Origin of the sequence: Streptomyces sp. HUAS TT7 (genome assembly GCF_051550175.1) — a bacterium.
In the GTDB taxonomy this organism is placed as follows: domain Bacteria; phylum Actinomycetota; class Actinomycetes; order Streptomycetales; family Streptomycetaceae; genus Streptomyces.
Genome location: NZ_CP196175.1, coordinates 1193259 through 1212769 on the forward strand (window position 1 = coordinate 1193259; position 19511 = coordinate 1212769).

A 19511-nucleotide genomic window follows, 5' to 3' on the forward strand; every position below is an offset into this window, starting at 1 on the left:
ATGGGATCGTCGTCCGCCGCCCGGCCGGCCGGGGCCGGGATGCCTGCGTCCGACTCGGGCAGGGTGCCCAGGAGTTCGGCGAGCAGAAAGTCGGCGAGTGCGGTCGGGGTCGGGTAGTCGTAGACGAGGGTCGCGGGCAGTTTCAGGCCGGTGCCGGCCGTGAGGGTGTTGCGCAGTTCGACGGTGGTCAGCGAGTCGAAGCCGAGGTCGCTGAAGGCGCGTTCGGCGCCGATGTCCGAGGTGCCGGTGTGTCCGAGGACCGCGGCCACCTGGGTGCGTACCAGGTCCAGGACGAAGCTCGGGCGGGCGGCCGGGGAGAGTCCGGCGAGCCGCTGGCGCAGGGCCGGTTCCCGTACGGCGGCGTGCGGTGTCCCCGCGGACGGTGTGGTTTGGCGCAGTGCGGGCAGGTCGCCGACGAGGGGGCTGGGGCGCGTCGCGGTGAACACCTCCGCGTAGCGCGGCCAGTCGATGTCGGCGAGGGTCGGCGTCGGGTCGCCGTGCTCGATCGCCCGCCGCAGGGCGGTGAGGGCGAGGTGGGGTGCCATGGGGACGAAGCCGCCGCGGCGGATCCGAGCCTGGACGCCGGTGCCGTCGGCCGCCATACCGGTCTCGGCCCAGGGGCCCCAGGCCACCGAGGTGGCGGGCAGACCGTGGGCGCGACGCTGTTCGGCGAAGGCGTCGAGGAAGGCGTTGGCGGCCGCGTAGTTGCCCTGGCCGGGTGCGCCGAGGGTGCCGGCGACGGAGGAGAAGAGCACGAACGCGCTCAGTTCCTGGTCTCGGGTGGCCTCGTGCAGGTTGAGCGTGGCGGTGACCTTGGCGTGCAGGACCGCGGTGAACTGCTCGGCGGTGAGGGTGTCCAGGGTGCCGTCGGCGACGGTGCCGGCGGTGTGGAACACCGCGGTGAGCGGGTGCTCGTCGGGGATCGCGGCCAGGACGGCGGTCAGCGCGTCGCGGTCGGCGGTGTCGCATGCCGCGAGGGTGACCTCGGCTCCCAGCTCTTCGATCGCCGCGGCCAGTTCAGCGGCGCCGGGGGCGTCCGCGCCGCGGCGGCTGACCAGCAGCAGGTGCCGGGCGCCCGCCTCGGCCAGCCATCGGGCGACGTGTCCGCCGAGCGCGCCGGTGCCGCCGGTGACGAGCACGGTGCCGGTGGGGTTGAAGGTGCCTGTCCCGGGGGCCGGTTCGGCTCGGTGGTGGGCCAGGCGACGGGCGAACGCCGCGGTGGTGCGCAGCGCGAGTTGGTCCTCGCCGCCACTGTCGGCGAGGACGGCGGCCAGGCGGCGCAGGGTGCTGCCGTCGAGCTCATCGGGCAGGTCGATCAGACCGCCCCAGCGCTGCGGCTGCTCCAGTGCGGCCACCCTGCCCAGGCCCCAGACGGCGGCCTGGGCAGGGTGGACCGGGTGTTCGGTGCGGTCCACGGCCACTGCGGTGCGGGTCACGCACCACAGGGGGGCCGCGATGTCCGCGTCGCCCAGGGCCTGGACGGCGGTGGCCGTCAGCAGCAGGCCCGTGGTCGTGGTGTCAGTGACGTCCTGTGTGTCGTCGCCGGTGGTGGCCAGCAGGGACAGGACGCCCGTGAACTCGCCGTGTGCGGCGGTCAGTTCGCGCAGCCGGTCGGTCAGGTCCCGGCGCTCCGGGGCGGTGACGACCAGGCGTACGGAGTCGGTGCCCAGCACACCGGCGGCCGCGTCGAGCCATCCCGGCTCGCCGTCGGCGGGTGCGAGCACCAGCCAGGTCCCGGTGGGGCGTGCGGTGGCCGGGGCGGCCAGGCGCTTCCAGGTGGTGCGGTAGCGCCAGCCGTCGACGGTGGAGCGCTCCCGGCTGCGGCGCCGCCAGGAGGAGAGGGCCGGGACGACGGCGGTGAGGGTGTCGTCGTCCAGGTCCAGCGACGAGCCCAGGGACTCCAGGTCCGCCCGCTCGACGGCCGACCAGAAGTCCGCGTCCGCCGCGTCGGCGGGGTGGGCGGGTGCGGTGGTTCCGGTGGCCGTCTCGGGCCAGTAGCGCTCGCGCTGGAAGGGGTAGGTGGGCAGGTCGATCCGGTGGGCTCCGCTGCCCGCGAACACGGCGTCCCAGTCGACCCGTACCCCGTGGAGGTGCAGGTGGGCCAGTGCCGTGGTCAGGGCCGGGGCCTCGGGCCGGTCCCGGCGCAGTGCCGGGACGGCGGTGGCGTGGGTCTCCTCGTCGGTGCCCTCGCGTACCGCGCCGCTGAGCACGGCGTCCGGGCCGAGCTCGAAGAAGGTGCGCACACCGTGCTCGGTGAGATGCCGTACGGCGTCGGCGAAGCGGACGGTGCCGCGGACCTGTCCGGTCCAGTAGTCCGGCGCGGCGAGTTCTTCGTGCGTGAGGAGCGTCCCGGTGACGGTGGACACCAGCGGCACGGTGGGTGCGTGGCAGGTGACGGAGCGGACGGCGTGGGCGAAGTCCGCCAGCATCGGGTCCATGTGCGGCGAGTGGAAGGCGTGGCTGACGCGCAGCCGCTTGGTGCGGCGGCCCCGCTCTTCGAAGTGCGCCGCCACGGCGAGCACCGCGTCCTCGTCGCCCGAGACGACCAGGGAGGTCGGGGTGTTGACGGCGGCGACCGCGGCCCGTCCCTCGTACGGGGTGAGCGCGGCGGCCACTTCGTCCTCGGTGGCTTCGACGGAGGCCATGGCGCCGCCCCGGGGCAGTGCGGCCATCAGCCGGCCGCGGGCGGCGACCAGAGTGCAGGCGTCCTCCAGGGAGAGGACTCCGGCGGCGTGTGCGGCGGCGAACTCGCCGATGGAATGGCCCGCGACGTAGTCGGGGCGCAGGCCCCAGGACTCGGCGAGGCGGAACAGGGCCACTTCGAGGGCGAAGAGGGCAGGTTGGGTGTAGCGGGTGTCGTCCAGCAGCGCGGCCTCGGGTGAGCCCGGGGCGGCGAAGAGGATCTCCCGTAGCGGACGGTCGAGTTCGAGGTCGAAGCGGGTGAGTACGGCGTCCAGTGCCTGGGCGTAGACCGGGTGCCGGTCGTAGAGCTCGCGGCCCATTTCGGGGCGCTGGCTGCCCTGGCCGGTGAAGAGGAAGGCCAGCCGGCCGCGATCCGGGCGGCCCGTGAGCAGCCCGGCGTCGGGGGTCGCGTCGCGCAGCGCGGTCAGGGCCCGGGTGAGGGTGTCGGGGTCGTCGGTGAGGACGGCCGCGCGGTGCTCCAGGGCGGCCCGGGAGGTGGCGAGGGAGAATGCGAGGTCGGTGAGCGGGAGTTGGGGGTGGTCGGAGAGGTGGGTCAGGAGCCGTCCGGCCTGGGCGCGCAGGCCCGCTTCGGTGCGTCCGGACAGGACCAGGGGGACGGGGGTGGTGTCGGCCGGGCGGGCCGGTGCGGTGGCTGCGTCTGCCCCGTCTACCTCGGATGCCTCGGCTGCCTCGGACCGGTCTGCCGGGGCCTGTTCGAGGATGGTGTGGACGTTGGTGCCGCTGAGCCCGAAGGAGGAGACGCCCGCGCGGCGCGGGTGTCCGGTGCTCGGCCATGGCAGCGGCTCGGTGAGCAGTTGGAGGGCGCCGGAGCTCCAGTCGACGTGCGAGGAGGGCCGGTCGATGTGCAGGCTCCGCGGCACGGTGCCGTGGTGCATGGCCATGACCATCTTGATGATGCTGGCGACGCCGGACGCCATCTGGGTGTGGCCGATGTTGGACTTGACGGAGCCCAGCAGCAGCGGGTGCCCGGGGTCGCGGCCCTGGCCGTAGGTGGCGAGCAGGGCCTGCGCCTCGATGGGGTCGCCGAGGGCGGTGCCGGTGCCGTGTCCGTCGACGACGTCGATGCTGTCGGGGTCCACGTTGGCGTTGGCCAGGGCCTGGACGATGACGCGCTGCTGGGACGGGCCGTTGGGCGCGGTCAGGCCGTTGGAGGCGCCGTCCTGGTTGACGGCGGAGCCACGGATGACGGCCAGGACCCGGTGCCCGTTGCGACGGGCGTCGGAGAGCCGTTCGACGAGGACCAGCCCGACGCCTTCGGCCAGGCTCATGCCGTCGGCCTGGTCGGAGTACGCCTTGCAGCGGCCGTCGGCCGCCATCGCGCGCTGCCGGCTGAAGCCGACGAACGCGCCGGGCGTGGACATGATGCTGACGCCGCCCGCGAGGGCCAGGGAGCTCTCGCCGTTGCGCAGGGACTGGCAGGCCAGGTGCAGGGCGACGAGGGAGGAGGAGCAGGCGGTGTCGAGGGAGACGGCCGGGCCCTCGAAGCCGTAGGTGTAGGAGAGCCGGCCGGACAGGACGCTGGAGATGGTGCCGGTGATCAGGTGTCCCTCGGCGCCTTCCGGGCTGGCGCCGGAGGCTCCGTAGTCCTGGTAGCTGGCACCGATGAAGGTGCCGGTGCTGCTGCCGCGCAGGGTGGCGGGGTCGATCCCGGCACGTTCCATCGCCTCCCAGGAGGTCTCCAGCAGCAGGCGCTGCTGGGGGTCCATGGCGAGGGCCTCGCGGGGCGAGATGCCGAAGAAGGAGGCGTCGAATTCGGTGGCGTCGTGGAGGAAGCCGCCCCGGGTCGAGTAGGTGTGGCCGGCCCGGTCGGGGTCGGGGTCGTAGAGGCCCTCGGCGTCCCAGCCGCGGTCGGTGGGGAATTCGCTGGTGGCGTCGCCCCCCTCGGCGACCAGGCGCCACAGGTCCTCCGGTGAGCCGATGCCGCCGGGGTAGCGGCAGCTCATGCCGATGATGGCGAGGGGCTCGTCGTTGGCGGCGCCGGTGTGCGTGGTCGGGACGGTGGTGCCGGTGGCGGACCCGGCGAGGGATTCGCGCAGGAACGCGACGAGGGCGAGCGGGTTGGGGTGGTCGAAGACCATGGTGCTCGGCAGGGCCAGCCCGGTCACGGCGGCGATCCGGTTGCGCAGGTCGACGGCGGTCAGCGAGTCGAAGCCGACGTCGCGGAAGGCACGTTGTTCGGAGAGCACGTCGGGTGAGGCGTGGCCGAGTGCGGTGGCGGCCTCGCCGCGGACGAGGTCCAGCAGGAGCCGGTCCTGCTCGACGACGGCCAGCCCGCGCAGCCGGGTGGCGAACTCGCTGCCGGAGTCCTTGGTCTGGCTGGTGTCGTCCTCGACGAGTCGCCGGACCTCGGGCAGGTCCGCGAAGAGCCGGGTGGGCCGCGCGGCGGTGAAGACGGGGTAGTAGCGCTCCCAGTCCACGTCGGCGACGGCCAGCAGCGTCTCGTCGTCGTCGAGGGCCTGGCGCAGGCCGGTGAGGGCCAGTTCGGGGTCCATGAAGACCAGTCCGCTGCGGCGGATCTGGCCGGGGTCGACGCGGCCGAGCTTGAGGTCGTCGGCCCAGATGCCCCAGGAGACGGCGGTGGCCCGGGCGCCGCGGGCGCGGCGGTGTTCGGCCAGGGCGTTGAGGTGGGCGTTGCCGGCGACGTAGGCGGCGTGGGCGCCGCTGCCCCACATGCCGGCGGTGGAGGAGTACAGGACGAAGGCGTCGAGGTCGTCGCCGAGGAGTTCGTCCAGGTGCCGGGCGCCGTTGACCTTGGCGTCCATGACCTTCGCGAAGTCGTCGAGGGTCGTCTCGTCCAGCGTCGCCAGCTCGATGGTGACGGCGGTGTGCACGACGGTGCGTACGGTGCGGCCCTCGGCCGTGAGCGCGGTGAGCATCTGGGCGACCGCGTCGCGGTCGGTCAGGTCGCAGGCGACGACGCTGGCCTCGCAGCCCAACTCGGCGAGTTCCCGGACGAGTTCGTCGGATCCGGGGGCCGCGGGGCCGCGGCGGCTGGTGAGCACTACGTGCTCGGCGCCCTGCTGGGCGAGCCAGCGGGCCAGGTGCGGGGCGAGGGTGCCGGTGCCGCCGGTGACGAGGGTGGTGCCCCTCGGCGTCCAGGGGCGGGCCGGAGCCGGGTCCGCGGGGGTGGCGCGTACGACGCGGCGGGCGAGGACGCCCGAGGCGCGGACGGCGAGTTGGTCCTCGCCGGTACGGCCGGTCAGGACCGCGGCCAAGCGCTCGGCGGCCCGCCGGTCCAGTTCCTCGGGCAGGTCCACCAGGCCGCCCCAGCGCTGTGGGTGTTCGAGGGCGGCCGTCCAGCCGAGGCCGAGGATCTGGGCCTGGCCGGGGCGGGTGAGCCGGTCCGCGCGGCCGGTGGAGACGGCGCCCTGGGTCAGGCACCACAGCGGCGCGTCGATGCCGGCGTCGCCGAGTGCCTGCACGAGCGTGACGGTCAGGGCCGTCGCGCGGCTGAGCGCCGGATGGTGCGGGCTCGGCTCCTCGGCCGCGGCCAGCAGGGACACCACGCCCGCGAGGTCCGCGGTGCCGTCGAGTTCCATGAGGCGCGCGGCCAGGGTCGCGCGGTCCGTGCAGGCGTCGTCCAGGACGAGGGTGCGGGCGTCGGCGCCGTGCGCGGTGAGGGCGCCGACGAGGTCGTCGTCGGTGGTGCCTTCGGTGGTGACGACGAGCCAGGTGCCGGTCAGTGCCGCCGTGGGCAGGGTGGTCAGCGGCTGCCATGTGGCGCGGTAGCGCCAGGAGTCGACGGCCGCCAGGTCGCGCCGGCGTCGGCGCCAGTCGGAGAGGGCCGGAAGGACGGGCTCCAGGGCGGCGCGGTCCAGGCGCAGACGGGAGGCGAGGGAGTCGACGTCGTCCTCTTCCACCGCCGTCCAGAATTCCGCGTCCACCGGGTCCGCTGCGGGCCGGTCCTGGGACCGGTCGGGGATCGCCCACAGATGCTCGCGCTGGAAGGCGTACGTGGGCAGCGGTACCCGGCGGGCGCCGGTGCCGGCGAAGACCGCGGACCAGTCGACGCCCGCGCCCCGGACGAAGGCTTCGGCGAGGGAGGTCAGGAAGCGGTCGGTGCCGCCCGCGTCGCGCCGGAGGGTGCCGAGCACCGCGGCCGCGCCGCCGGCTTCCTCGGCCGTCGCCTGGATGCCCATGGCGAGTACGGGGTGGGAACTGACCTCGATGAAGAAGCGGTGCTCCTGGGCGAGGAGTTCACCGATGGCGGGCTGGAAGCGGACGGTCTGCCGCAGGTTGGTGTACCAGTAGTCGGCGTCCATGACGGTGGTGTCCAGCCAGTCACCGGTCACCGTCGAGAAGAAGGGCACCTGCGCGGGGCGGGGGCGCACCGGCGCGAGGACGCGGTGCAGTTCGTCCCGTACCAGCTCGACCTGCGCGGAGTGCGAGGCGTAGTCCACGGCGATGCGCTTGGCCCGGACGTCCTCGGCGACCAGCTCGGCCTGTAGGGCGTCCAGCGGCGCGGTGGCGCCGGAGACGACGGTGGACCGGGGGCCGTTGACCGCGGCGATCGACAGGTCTTCGTACCCGACGGCCCCGGCGAGGCGCTGTTCGACGTCGGCGGCGGGCAGCGGGACCGACATCATGCCGCCGGATCCGGCCAGCCCGCGGGCGATGGCCCGGCTGCGCAGCGCGACGACGCGGGCCGCGTCCTGAAGGGAGAGCGCCCCGGCGACGGCCGCCGCGGCGATCTCCCCCTGCGAGTGGCCGACCACGGCGTCGGGGGTGATGCCGTGCGAGGTCCACAGTGCGGCGAGCGAGACCATGACGGCGAAGGAGGCGGGCTGTACGACGTCGACGCGGTCCAGCGTCGGCGCGCCGTCCACCTGGCGCAGCACGTCGAGCAGGGACCAGTCGACGAACTCCGAGAGGGCGGTGGCGCATTCGGTCAGGCGCTCGGCGAAGACCGGGGACTCGTCGAGGAGCCGTGCTCCCATGCCGACCCACTGGGAGCCCTGGCCGGGGAAGACGAAGACGGTCCTGCCGTCGGTGTCGGCCGTGCCCTGGACGACGCCGGGCGCGGAGCCGCCGGCGGCGAGGGCGTCGAGGGCCGCGCGCCGGGTCCACTCGTCGGTGCCGACGACGACGGCGCGGTGGTCGAAGAGGGTGCGCGCGGTCACCAGGGAGTGGCCGACGTCGAGGGCGCCGGGTGCCTGTTCGTCGTCGAGGTGGGCGGCGAGGTTGGTTGCCTGGGCGCGCAGCGCGCCCGGGGTGCGGGCGGTCAGCGTCCAGGGGATGGCGCCGCCGGCCGGGGGCACCGGCCACTCGGGGGCCGCCTCCTGCGGGCGGGGGGCTTCTTCGAGGATGGTGTGGGCGTTGGTGCCGCTGATGCCGAAGGAGGAGACCGCGCAGCGGCGCGGGCGCTCGCCCTCGGGCCAGTCGGCGGGCTCGTGCAGCAGGGCGACGGTGCCGGGGGTCCAGTCGATGTGGCTGGAGGGAGTGTCGGCGTGCAGGGTGCGCGGCAGTGCTCCCCGGCGCAGGGCCAGGACCATCTTGATGACGCCGGCGACGCCGGCCGCCGACTGGGTGTGGCCGATGTTGGACTTCACGGAGCCCAGCAGCAGCGGGTGCTCGGGGTCGCGGCCCTGGCCGTAGGTGGCGAGCAGGGCCTGCGCCTCGATGGGGTCGCCGAGGGCGGTGCCGGTGCCGTGGGCCTCGACGGCGTCGATGTCCTTCGGGGCCAGCCCCGAGTTGGCCAGGGCCTGGCGGATGACGCGCTGCTGGGAGGGGCCGTTGGGGGCGGACAGGCCGTTGGAGGCACCGTCCTGGTTGATGGCCGAGCCGCGGACGACGGCGAGGATCTCGTGTCCGTTGCGCTGGGCGTCCGAGAGGCGCTCCAGGACGAGGACGCCGACGCCTTCGGCGAGGGTCATACCGTCGGCGCCGTCCGAGAACGCCTTGCAGCGGCCGTCGCCGGCCAGGGCCCGCTGCCGGCTGAAGGCGATGAACGGGTTGGGGTTGGTCATCACGGTCGCGCCGCCGGCCAGGGCCAGGGAGCTCTCGCCGTTGCGCAGGGACTGGCAGGCCAGGTGCAGGGCGACCAGGGACGAGGAGCAGGCGGTGTCGACGGTGACCGCCGGTCCTTCGAGGCCGAAGAGGTAGGCCAGGCGCCCGGAGAGCACGCTGGGGCTGGTGCCGGTCACCAGGTGGCCGGCGGAGCCGTCCTCGACGCCGAGGCCGTACTCCTGGTAGGTGGAGCCGATGAAGGTGCCGGTCGCGGTGCCGTGGACGTGGGTGGGGTCGATGCCGGCCTGCTCGAACGCCTCCCAGGTGGTCTCCAGCAGCAGCCGCTGCTGGGGGTCCATCGACAGCGCTTCGCGCGGCGAGATGCCGAAGAAGGAGGCGTCGAACTCGCCCGCGTCGTGCAGGAACCCGCCCTGGGTGGAGTAGGTCGTGCCGGGGTTGTCCGGGTCGGGGTGGTAGAGGCCGGTGTTCCAGCCGCGGTTGACGGGGAAGTCGGTGATGGCGTCGACGCCGTCGCTGACCAGGTCCCACAGCTGCCCCGGGGAACGGACGCCGCCGGGGAAGCGGCAGCTCATGCCGACGATGGCGATGGGCTCGTCGAAGCCCCCCGAGGGAACGGCCACGGGCGTGGCCGCGGCGCCGTCGGTGCCCAGGAGTTCCGCACGCAGGTGGCGGGCGAGGACGGTGGGGGTCGGGTAGTCGAAGACGAGGGTGGCGGGCAGGGCCAGGCCGGTGAGGGCGGCCAGCCGCTTGCGCAGTTCCACGGCGGTCAGCGAGTCGAAGCCGGCGTCGCGGAAGGCCCGCCGCTCCGAGATGGCGTCCGCGGAGTCGTGGCCGAGGGCGATGGCCGCCTCGGCACGTACCAGGTCGGCCAGCAGCCGCGTCTGCTCGTCCTCGTCGAGGCCCCGCAGGCGGGCGGCGAATTCGGGTGCGGCGCTCGTGTCCTCCGTGCGGGCGAGGGCCTGGACCTCTGCCAGTTCGTCGAAGAGGGCGCTGGGGCGGGTGGCGGTGAAGACGGGGTGGTAGCGCTCCCAGTCGATGTCGGCGACCGTGACGGTGACGTCCTTGTCGACGACGGCACGGCGCAGTTCGGTGAGGGCGTTCGCGGGCGCGAGGAAGCGCAGGCCGCGCTTGTGCAGTGCGTCGGTGACCGCCTCGTGGGTGGCCATTCCGGCCTCGGCCCAGGGACCCCAGGCCACCGAGGTGGCGGGCAGGCCGCGGGCCGCGCGGTGCTCCGCCAGGGCGTCGAGGTAGGCGTTGGCGGCGGCGTAGGCGCTCTGCCCGGCGCTGCCCCACACTCCGGCGATCGAGGAGACCAGGACGAAGAAGTCCAGGTCCCGGCCGTCCAGCAGGCTGTCGAGGTGGGCCGCGCCGAGCATCTTGGCGGCCATCGCCTCGGCGGCGGCGTCCAGGGGGGTTTCGGCCAGGGAGGCGTTCTGACCGACGCCGGCCGCGTGCACGACGCCGGTCAGCGGGTGCTCCGGGGGTACGGAGGCCAGGAGTGCGGCGAGCGCGCCACGGTCGGCGGTGTCGCAGGCCGCGATGGTGACCTCGGTCCCCAAGTCCCGTATTTCTGCGGCCAGTTCGGCCGCTCCCGGGGCGTCGGGGCCGCGGCGGCTGGTGAGGAGGAGATGGTCGGCGCCGCTGCGGGCGAGCCAGCGGGCAGCCTCGGCGCCGAGCGCTCCGGTGCCGCCGGTGATGAGCACGGTGCCGCCCGCGGTGAAGGCGTCGGCGGGGGGCAGTTCGGCTTGCGGGTGGCGCACCAGGCGCCGGCCGAGCGCTCCGGTGGCCCGGAGGGCGATCTGGTCCTCGCCGCCCCGTGCGGCCAGCGCGCTGACGAGGTGCTGGGTGGTGGGGGCGTCGAGGGCGGCCGGCAGGTCGATCAGGCCGCTCCACAGCTGCGGGTGCTCCAGGGCGGCGACCCGGCCCAGTCCCCAGACCGCGGCCTGGAGGGGGTTGGTGAGCGGGTCGTCGGAGCCGGTGGTGACGGCGCCGCGGGTCAGCGTCCACAGCGGGGCGGCGAGGTCGATGTCGACCAGTGCCTGGGTCAGGACGAGGCTCAGCGCGAGCCCGGTGGGCAGCTCGGCGCCGGCCTCGGCGCCGGGCCGGTCGGCGAGCGGGAGCAGGGACAGGATGCCGGCGAAGGCGCGGTCCTGCGTCCGTACGGCGTCGAGCCGGGCGGCGAGTTCGGTGCGGTCGCGGCAGGCGTCGTCCAGGGTGAGGGTCTCGAACTGGGCGCCGTGGCCGCGCAGTGCGTGCAGGATCTCGTCGCTGTCGATGCCGTCGGCGGTGACGAGCAGCCAGGTGCCGTCGAGTACGGGCGCGGCGGCCGCCGTCGCGGGGCGCCAGGCGACGCGGTAGCGGGTGGAGTCCAGCAGCGCCTTCTCGTGCCGGTGCTGGCGCCAGGAGGACAGTGCGGGCAACAGCGCGTACAGGGAGGCGTGCTGTTCGTCGCGCAGCCCGAGGAGAGTGGCCAGCTCTGCGGCGTCGCCGCGTTCGACGGCGCCCCAGAGCTCGGCGTCCGCGGGGTCGGCGGCGGCCGGCGCGAGGCCGACCGGGGCCGGCTCGGGCCAGTAGCGCTCGTGCTGGAAGGCGTAGGTGGGCAGATCGACCGGGTGTGCTCCGGTGCCGGCGAGGTACGCGGGCCAGTCGACGGCCGTGCCGCGCACGTGCAGGCGGGCCAGGGCGGTGGCCGCACAGCGCTCCTCGCCGCGCCCGGCGCGCAGCAGCGGGACGATGTGCGCGTCCGCCGCGTCGCCGAGGGCTTCCTGGGCGGCGGCCGACAGCACGCTGTCGGGGCCCACTTCGAGGAAGGTGCCGGCGCCGGAGTCGTGTGCGGCGCGCAGGGTGTCGGCGAAGCGGACGGCGCCGCGGGCGTGCGCGACCCAGTAGTCGGCGGAGCGCAGTTCGTCGTCGGTGGCGGGTCGTCCGGTCAGGCCGGAGATGACGGTCACGTCCGGCGCGTGGTAGGTGAGCTCGGCCGCGACCTCGCGCAGCCCGTCGAGCGCGGGCTCCATGAGTGGCGAGTGGAAGGCGTGGCTGACCGTCAGGCGCTTGGTCTTGCGGCCCTGGGCGGCGAAGTGGGCGGCTATCTCCTCGGCGGCGGCCAGGTCTCCGGCGACCACGACGCTGTGGGGGCCGTTGACAGCGGCGAGGGAGACCTCGTGCTCGCGCCCGGCGAGCAGCGGCGCCGTCTCGTCCTCGCCGGCCTGGAGGGAGATCATCGCGCCGCCGGCGGGCAGCGCCTGCATCAGCCGTCCCCGGGCGGTCACCAGGCGGGCCGCGTCGGACAGCGAGAGGACGCCCGCGACATGCGCGGCGGTGATCTCGCCGATGGAGTGGCCCAGCAGCACGTCGGGGCGGATGCCCCACGTGCCCAGCAGCCGGTGGAGCGCGACCCCGACGGCGAACAGCGCGGGCTGGGTCCACTCGGTGTGGTCCAGCAGCGCCGCCTCGGGGCTGCCCTCCGGGGCGAACAGGACGTCCTTGAGGGGACGGTCCAGGTGCGGGTCGAGGGCGGCGGTGACCTCGTCGAGGGCCTGGGCGAACGCGGGGAAGCGGGCGGCGAGTTCACGGCCCGCGCCGGGGCGCTGGCTGCCCTGCCCGGAGAACACCACGGCCAGCTTGCCCGCGCCGCCGATCTCGCCCTCGGTGAGCGCGGAGCCGGGCCGGTCGGCGGCCAGGTCGGCGAGTGCACGCAGCAGTTCGTCGCGGTCGCCGGTGACGACGGCGCGCTGGTCGAAGGCGGTGCGGGTGGTGGCGAGGGAGAGCGCGACGTCGACCGGGTCGAGAGTGGGGCGCTCGTCGAGGAAGGACCGCAGGCGGGCGGCCTGGTCCCGGAGGGCCGCGCGGCTCTTGCCGGACAGCGTCCAGGGCACGACGGCCGGGGTGAGCGCCGGCTGTTCGCGCTGGTCGGAGGCGGCCGGCGGCTCCTCGACGATGAGGTGGGCGTTGGTACCGCTGAAACCGAACGAGGAGACGGCGGCGCGACGCGGCCGGCCGGCCTGCGGCCAGGGCGTCTCCTCGGTGAGCAGGCGCACCGCTCCGGAGCCCCACTCCACGTGCGAGGACGGCTCGTCGGCGTGCAGGGTACGGGGCAGCACGCCGTGGCGCATGGCCAGGACCATCTTGATGACGCCGGCGACGCCGGCCGCGGCCTGGGTGTGGCCGATGTTGGACTTCACGGAGCCCAGCAGCAGCGGGTTCCGCGGGTCGCGGTCCTGGCCGTAGGTGGCGAGCAGGGCCTGCGCCTCGATGGGGTCGCCGAGGGTGGTGCCGGTGCCGTGGCCCTCGACCGTGTCGATGTCCGTGGCGGACAGGCCGGCGGCGGACAGCGCCTGCCGGATCACCCGCTGTTGGGCGGGGCCGTTGGGGGCGGTCAGGCCGTTGGAGGCACCGTCCTGGTTGACCGCGGAGCCGCGGACCACGGCCAGGACCTGGTGCCCGTTGCGGCGGGCGTCGGAGAGGCGTTCCAGGACGAGGACGCCGACGCCTTCGGACCAGCCGACGCCGTCGGCGCCATCGGAGAACGCCTTGCAGCGGCCGTCCGGAGACAGGCCGCGCTGCCGGGAGAACTCGATGAGGGCGCCCGGCGTCGACATGACCGTGACACCGCCGGCGAGTGCGAGCGAGCACTCCCCCGCGCGCAGTGCCTGCATCGCCCAGTGCATGGCGACCAGCGACGACGAGCAGGCGGTGTCGACGGTGACGGCGGGGCCTTCCAGCCCGAGCGTGTAGGAGATCCGCCCGGAGGCGACGCTCGGGGCGGTGCCACTGCCCTGGTGGCCCTCGAACTGTCCGCCGGAGAGGACCGTGGCGTAGTCGTTGTACATCACGCCCGCGAACACGCCGGTCCGGCTGCCGCGCAGGGACGCCGGGTCGATGCCCGTGCGCTCGATGGCCTCCCAGGACGCTTCGAGCAGCAGCCGCTGCTGGGAGTCGGTGGCCAGGGCCTCGCGGGGGCTCATGCCGAAGAAGGCGGGGTCGAAGTCGGCAGCGGTGTGCAGGAATCCGCCGAAGCGGGAGTAGGAGGTGCCGATGCGGTCCGGGTCCGGGTCGTAGAGCGCGTCCAGGTCCCAGCCCCGGTCGGTGGGCAGGCCCGAGATGGCGTCGGTACCCTCGCTGACCAGCTGCCACAGGTCCTCGGGCGAGGCGACCCCGCCCGGGTAGCGGCAGCTCATGCCGACGATGACGATGGGGTCGTCGTGGGTGGCGGTGCCGGCGGCACGGGGAGCGCTCGTTGCGGTGGCGGCTTCGGAGCCCATGAGCTCGGCGAGGATGTGCGTGGCGAGGGCGTCGACGGTCGGGTAGTCGAAGATCACCGTCGCGGCGGTGCGCAGGCCGGTGGCCGCGCTGAGCCGGTTGCGCAGTTCGACGGCGGTCAACGAGTCGAAGCCCAGCTCCCGCAGCGGGCGCCGTGCGTCGATGTCGGCGGTGCTGGAGTGGCCGAGTACGGCGGCCACTTGACCGGCCACGAGGTCGAGCACGACCTCCCGGCGGTCGGTCTCCTCCAGCCGGGACAGCTTCTGTACGAGGGTGACGGCGGTCTCCGAGGCCGAGACCGCCGAGCGGCGGGCCGGGGTACGGATCAGGCCGCGCCACAGCGGCGGTACCGCGCCCTGGGCACCTTGGAGGCGCAGGACGGACAGGTCGAGCCTGGTCGGCAGGAGGACGGCGGCGTCCATGGCGGTGGCGGCGTCGAAGAGGGCTGTGCCCTGTTCCACGGTGAGCGCCGGGGTGCCCATACGGGCCAGGCGCGCGAGGTCCTCGTCCGTCAGGCCGCCGGTCATTCCGGCGGTGGGCTCCCACGGGCCCCAGGCCAGGGAGAGCCCCGGCAGGCCCTGGGCGCGGCGCAGTTGGGCGAGCGCGTCGAGGAAGGCGTTGGCGGCGGCGTAGTTGCCCTGGCCCGCCGTGCCCACGGTGCCGGAGAGGGAGGAGAAGACGACGAAGGCGGCCAGGTCCAGATCCCGGGTGGCCTCGTGGAGGTGCCAGACGGCGTCGGCCTTGGGCCGCAGGACCGTGCTGATCTGCTCGGGGGTGAGTGACTCGATCACGCCGTCGTCGAGGGTGCCGGCGCTGTGCACGACGGCGGTGACAGGGTGCTCGGCGGGCACACCGGCCAGCAGCCGGTCCACGGCGGCACGGTCGGCCAGGTCGCAGGCCGCGATGGCCACCTGGGCACCGTGTTCGGTGAGTTCGGCCACGAGTTCCCGGGCGCCCTCGGCGTCGGCGCCGCGGCGGCTGACGAGCAGGAGGTGCCGTACGCCGCGCTCGGTGACCAGGTGCCGGGCCAGTACGCGGCCCAGGCCGCCGGTGGCCCCGGTGAGGATCACGGTGCCCTCAGGGGCCCATTCCGCGGTGGTCTGCGATGCCTGGGCGCGGGCGAGCCGCGCGGTGAGCACGGCGGTGCCGCGGACGGCGGTCTGCGGCTCGTCCAGGGCCAGGGCCCGCAGCAGCGGCTGCGCGGTGGGCTCGTCGAGAGCGGGGTCGAGGTCCAACAGGCCGAAGCGGCCGGGGTGTTCGCTCTGCGCGACGCGCACCAGGCCCCAGACGGCGGCGGCCACCGGGTCCGGCGCCTGTCGGGCGTCGGTGGCGACGGCGCCACGCGTGACGAAGACCAGCCGGGACCCGGCGTACTGCTCGCTGTCCAGCCAGCTCCGCAGGCACGCCAGGACGTGGGCGGTGCGGGCGTGCACGGAGGTGACGACCTCGTCACCGGTGTCGGCGTCCGCACCCGCGAGGGGGGCGAGTACCACGTCCGGCGCTCGGGTGCCGTCCGCGCCGGGCAGCGCCATGACGGTGAGGTCCGGCGACGAAAGCGCCCGCTCCAGGCCGAAGAGGTCCGGGCCGAGGACGCCGACCGAGGCGGGCACCGTCTGCGGGGACTGGTGTGGTGCGGTCCAGCGCAGTTCGAACAGGGCTTCCCGGACGAGGGAGTTGGCGGCGCCGAACCGCTCGTCGGGCACCGTGCGCAGGACCAGCGAGCCGATGGAGGCGACGGCGGCGCCGGTGGTGTCGGCGACGGCGATCGCCACGGCGTCGTCTCCGGCCGGGGTCAGCTTCACCCGGACCGTCGTCGCCCCGCTCGCGTGCAACGTCACGTCCTGCCACGAGAAGGGCAGGCCGCCGCGGGCGTGCTCGCCCAGGTCGGCGAAGGCCGCGGCGTGCAGGGCGGCGTCCAGCAGGGCCGGGTGGATCCCGAACGACGCCGCGGAGTCGGCGTCGGAGCCGTTCGTGTCGGGCAGCGTCACCTCGGCGTAGACGTCGTCGCCGCTGCGCCAGGCGGCGTGCAGACCCTGGAACAGCGGGCCGTAGCCGAAGCCGGTGTCGGCCATCCGATCGTAGAAGCCGTCGAGGTCCAGCGGCTGGGCGCCGGCGGGCGGCCAGGCGGTGGCGTCGAAGTCGGCGTGGTGCTCGCCGGCGACGAGGGTGCCTGAGGCGTGCTGGGTCCAGGGGAGTTCCTCCGGCCCGTCGGGGCGGGAGTGGACGCTGACGGCGCGGCGACCCGACTCGTCGGGGCTGCCCACCCAGACCTGCACCTGGACGCCGCCCTCCTCGGGCAGCAGCAGCGGGGCGGCCAGCGTGAGTTCCTCCACGCGACCGCAGCCGGCCTCGTCCCCGGCGCGCACGGCCAGTTCCAGGAAGGCGGTGCCCGGCAGCAGCACCGTGCCGCGTACGGCGTGGTCGGCGAGCCAGGGGTGGGTGCGCCGCGAGAGTCGACCGGTCAGCAGCAGGCCGTCGGAGTTGGCGACCGACACGGCCGCCGTCAGCAGCGGGTGGTGCGCCGCGCCCAGGCCGGCGGCGCGCACGTCACCGCCCGTCGCGGGGACGCTCCTGGGCCAGTAGCGGCGGCGCTGGAAGGCGTAGGTGGGCAGAGCGGTGCGCCGGGCGCCGGTGTCCTGGAAGTAGGGCTCCCACTGGACGGCCACGCCGCGGGTGTGCAGACCCGCCAGCGCGGCGGTGAGGGTCTCGGCCTCGGGGCGGCCCGGCCGCAGCACGGCGAGCGTGGCGGGGACGCCATCGGCGAGGACGGCGTCGGCGGAGTCGGAGCCGCCGTCGGCGGTGCCGGTCGCAGCCAGGGAGTTCTGAGCCATGGCGGACAGGACGCCGTCGGGCCCCAGCTCCAGGAAGGTGGCGGTGCCGTGGCCGTGGAGCCAGTCGAGGGCGTCGGCGAACCGTACGGTGTGCCGGGCGTGGTTCACCCAGTACTCGGGGGAGGTCAGCTGCTCCACCGTGGCGAGGGTCCCGGTCAGACCGGAGACGACCGGGAGGACGGGCGCCTGGGGGGTGAGCCGGGAGACGACGGTGCGGAAGTCCTCCAGCATGGGCTCCATGAGCGGGGAGTGGAACGCGTGCGAGACGCGCAGCCGCTTGGTCTTGCGGCCCAGCGCGCCGAAGTTCTCCACGACGGCGCTGACGTCGTCGGCCCGGCCGGCGACGACGACGGCGGCGGGCCCGTTGACCGCGGCGATCGAGACGCGGTCCGACCGGTCCGCCAGCAGGGGCAGAACCTCCTCCTCGGTGGCTTCGAGGGAGACCATGGCGCCGCCTTCGGGCAGCGCCTGCATGAGGCGGCCGCGGGCGAGCACCAGGGCCGCGGCGTCGGCCACGGTGAAGACCCCGGCCACGTGCGCAGCGGCGATCTCTCCGATGGAGTGCCCGGCGAGGAAGTCCGGCTTGATGCCGAAGGACTCGGCGAGCCGGTACAGCGCCACCTCGATCGCGAACAGTGCGGCCTGGGCGTAGCCGGTCTCGTCGAGCAGGGCGGCCTCGGGCGTGCCCTCGGCGGCGAACAGCACCTCCTTCAGAGGCCGTTCGAGACCCTGGTCGAGGTGGCTGACGACCTCGTCCAGGGCGGTGGCGAAGGCGGGGAAGCGGGCGGCCAGTTCACGCCCCATGCCCGGCCGCTGGGAGCCCTGGCCGGCGAAGAGGAAGGCGAGCTTGGACCGCGTCCGGGCAGTGTCCTGCACCAGACCGGGGGCTGGCGCGCCGTCGGCGAGCGCGGTGAGGGCGGCGCGGGCCCGGCCCAGGTCGGCCGCGGTGAACGCGGCTCGGTGTTCCAGGCCGGAGCGGGCCGTGGCCAGGGAGTAGGCCACGTCCACGGGCGCGAGACCGGGGTGAGCCGTGAGGTGTTCGAGCAGCCGCGCCGCCTGGGCGCGCAGCGCCTCGCGGGTGCGGCCGGAGACAAGCCAGGGGACGTCGCCGACCGCCAAGGATGCGTCGGCGGCCGGCGGCGCGGTGCCCTCCTGGTCGGCCTCGGGGGACAGGGCGGCCGGGGCCTGCTCCAGGATCGTGTGGGCGTTGGTGCCGCTGAGCCCGAACGAGGAGATGCCGGCGCGGCGCGGCTGTTCTCCCTGCGGCCAGGAGACTTGCTCGGTGAGCAGTCGTACGGCGCCCTGTGTCCAGTCGACGTGCGAGGACGGCGCGTCGACGTGGAGTGTGCGCGGGAGCAGGCCGTGGCGCATGGCCAGCACCATCTTGATGACGCCGGCCATGCCGGCCGCCGCCTGGGTGTGGCCGAGGTTCGACTTGACGGAGCCCAGCAGCAGGGGGTGGTCGGCCTCTCGGCCCTGGCCGTAGGTGGCCAGCAGTGCCTGGGCCTCGACCGGGTCGCCCAGCGCGGTGCCGGTGCCGTGCGCCTCGACGACGTCGATCTCGTTGGCCGAGAGGCGCGCGCTGGCCAGCGCCTGCTCGATCACCCGTTGCTGCGAGGGGCCGTTGGGCGCGGTCAGCCCGTTGGAGGCGCCGTCCTGGTTGACGGCGGAGCCCCGGATGACGGCCAGGATCTCGTGGCCGTTGCGGCGGGCCACCGAGAGGCGCTCCAGGACCAGGACGCCCACGCCCTCGGCCCAGCCGGTGCCGTCTGCGGAGTCGGCGAAGGAGCGGCAGCGGCCGTCGGCGGAGAGCCCGCCCTGGCGGCTGAACTCCACGAAGGTGGTGGGGCTGGACATCACGGTGACGCCGGCGGCCAGTGCCAGGGAGCACTCGCCCTGACGCAGGGAGTGGGCGGCCAGGTGCAGGGCCACGAGGGAGGACGAGCAGGCGGTGTCGATGGTGACCGCCGGGCCCACGGTTCCGAAGAAGTACGCGAGCCGGCCCGAGATGACGCTGGTGGTGGTGCCCGTCAGGGCGAAGCCCTGGACGTCGTCGTCCGGACCCACCCGGTACTCCTGGGGCATCGCCCCGACGAACATGCCTGTCCTGCTGCCCCTGACCGCCGCCGGGTCGATACCGGACCGCTCGAAGGCTTCCCAGGAGGACTCAAGGAGCAGTCGCTGCTGCGGGTCCATGGCGAGTGCCTCGCGGGGGGATATCCCGAAGAAGGAGGCGTCGAACTCGGCCGCGTCGTGGAGGAATCCACCGGAGAACTCCCCCGCGTCCTCGGCCAGTTGCTCCCAGCCGCGGTCATCGGGGGAGGGCGTGATGCCGTCCCCGTCGGCGGCGAGCAGGGACCAGAGCTCTTCGGGGCTGCTCACGCCACCCGGGAAGCGGCAGCTCATGCCCACGATCGCGATCGGCTCGCGAGTCGCCGCCTCCAGCTCGCCCACCCGCTGCCGGGATCGCCGCAGGTCGGCGCTGGCCCGCTTCAGGTAGTCGCGGAGTTTCTGTTCCTGATCCATGTTCGCCACGTTCCAACCCATCTCAAGACCGTCGGACAGCAGAGGATTTCGAGGGGGACAGCCGGCACTGCGGACTGCTGTTCCACAGCTACTGAGTTATCTGCGTGCCCTGCACGAGGCAGCTCGACTTCCCGCACGCCACGCGCCCAGTCTCTATGGGGGTGACCATGGAATTCCGTAGAGTCGGCCGGGCCCGGGGCCGGCCGCGCGCAGACAGGCCGGAGG

At 74.6% G+C, this 19511-nt stretch carries 1 protein-coding gene (only partly in view); it reads right to left on the minus strand.

From position 1 onward, the window contains the following. Positions 1-19286 carry the 5' portion of a type I polyketide synthase gene (locus tag ACSHXC_RS05270; protein ID WP_438290421.1) on the minus strand. 9268 nt of this gene lie to the left of the window's left edge, so the window shows 19286 of its 28554 coding nt (coding positions 1-19286); its start codon is at positions 19284-19286; its stop codon lies beyond the left edge, outside the window. Between the last annotated feature and the right edge of the window lie 225 nt (positions 19287-19511).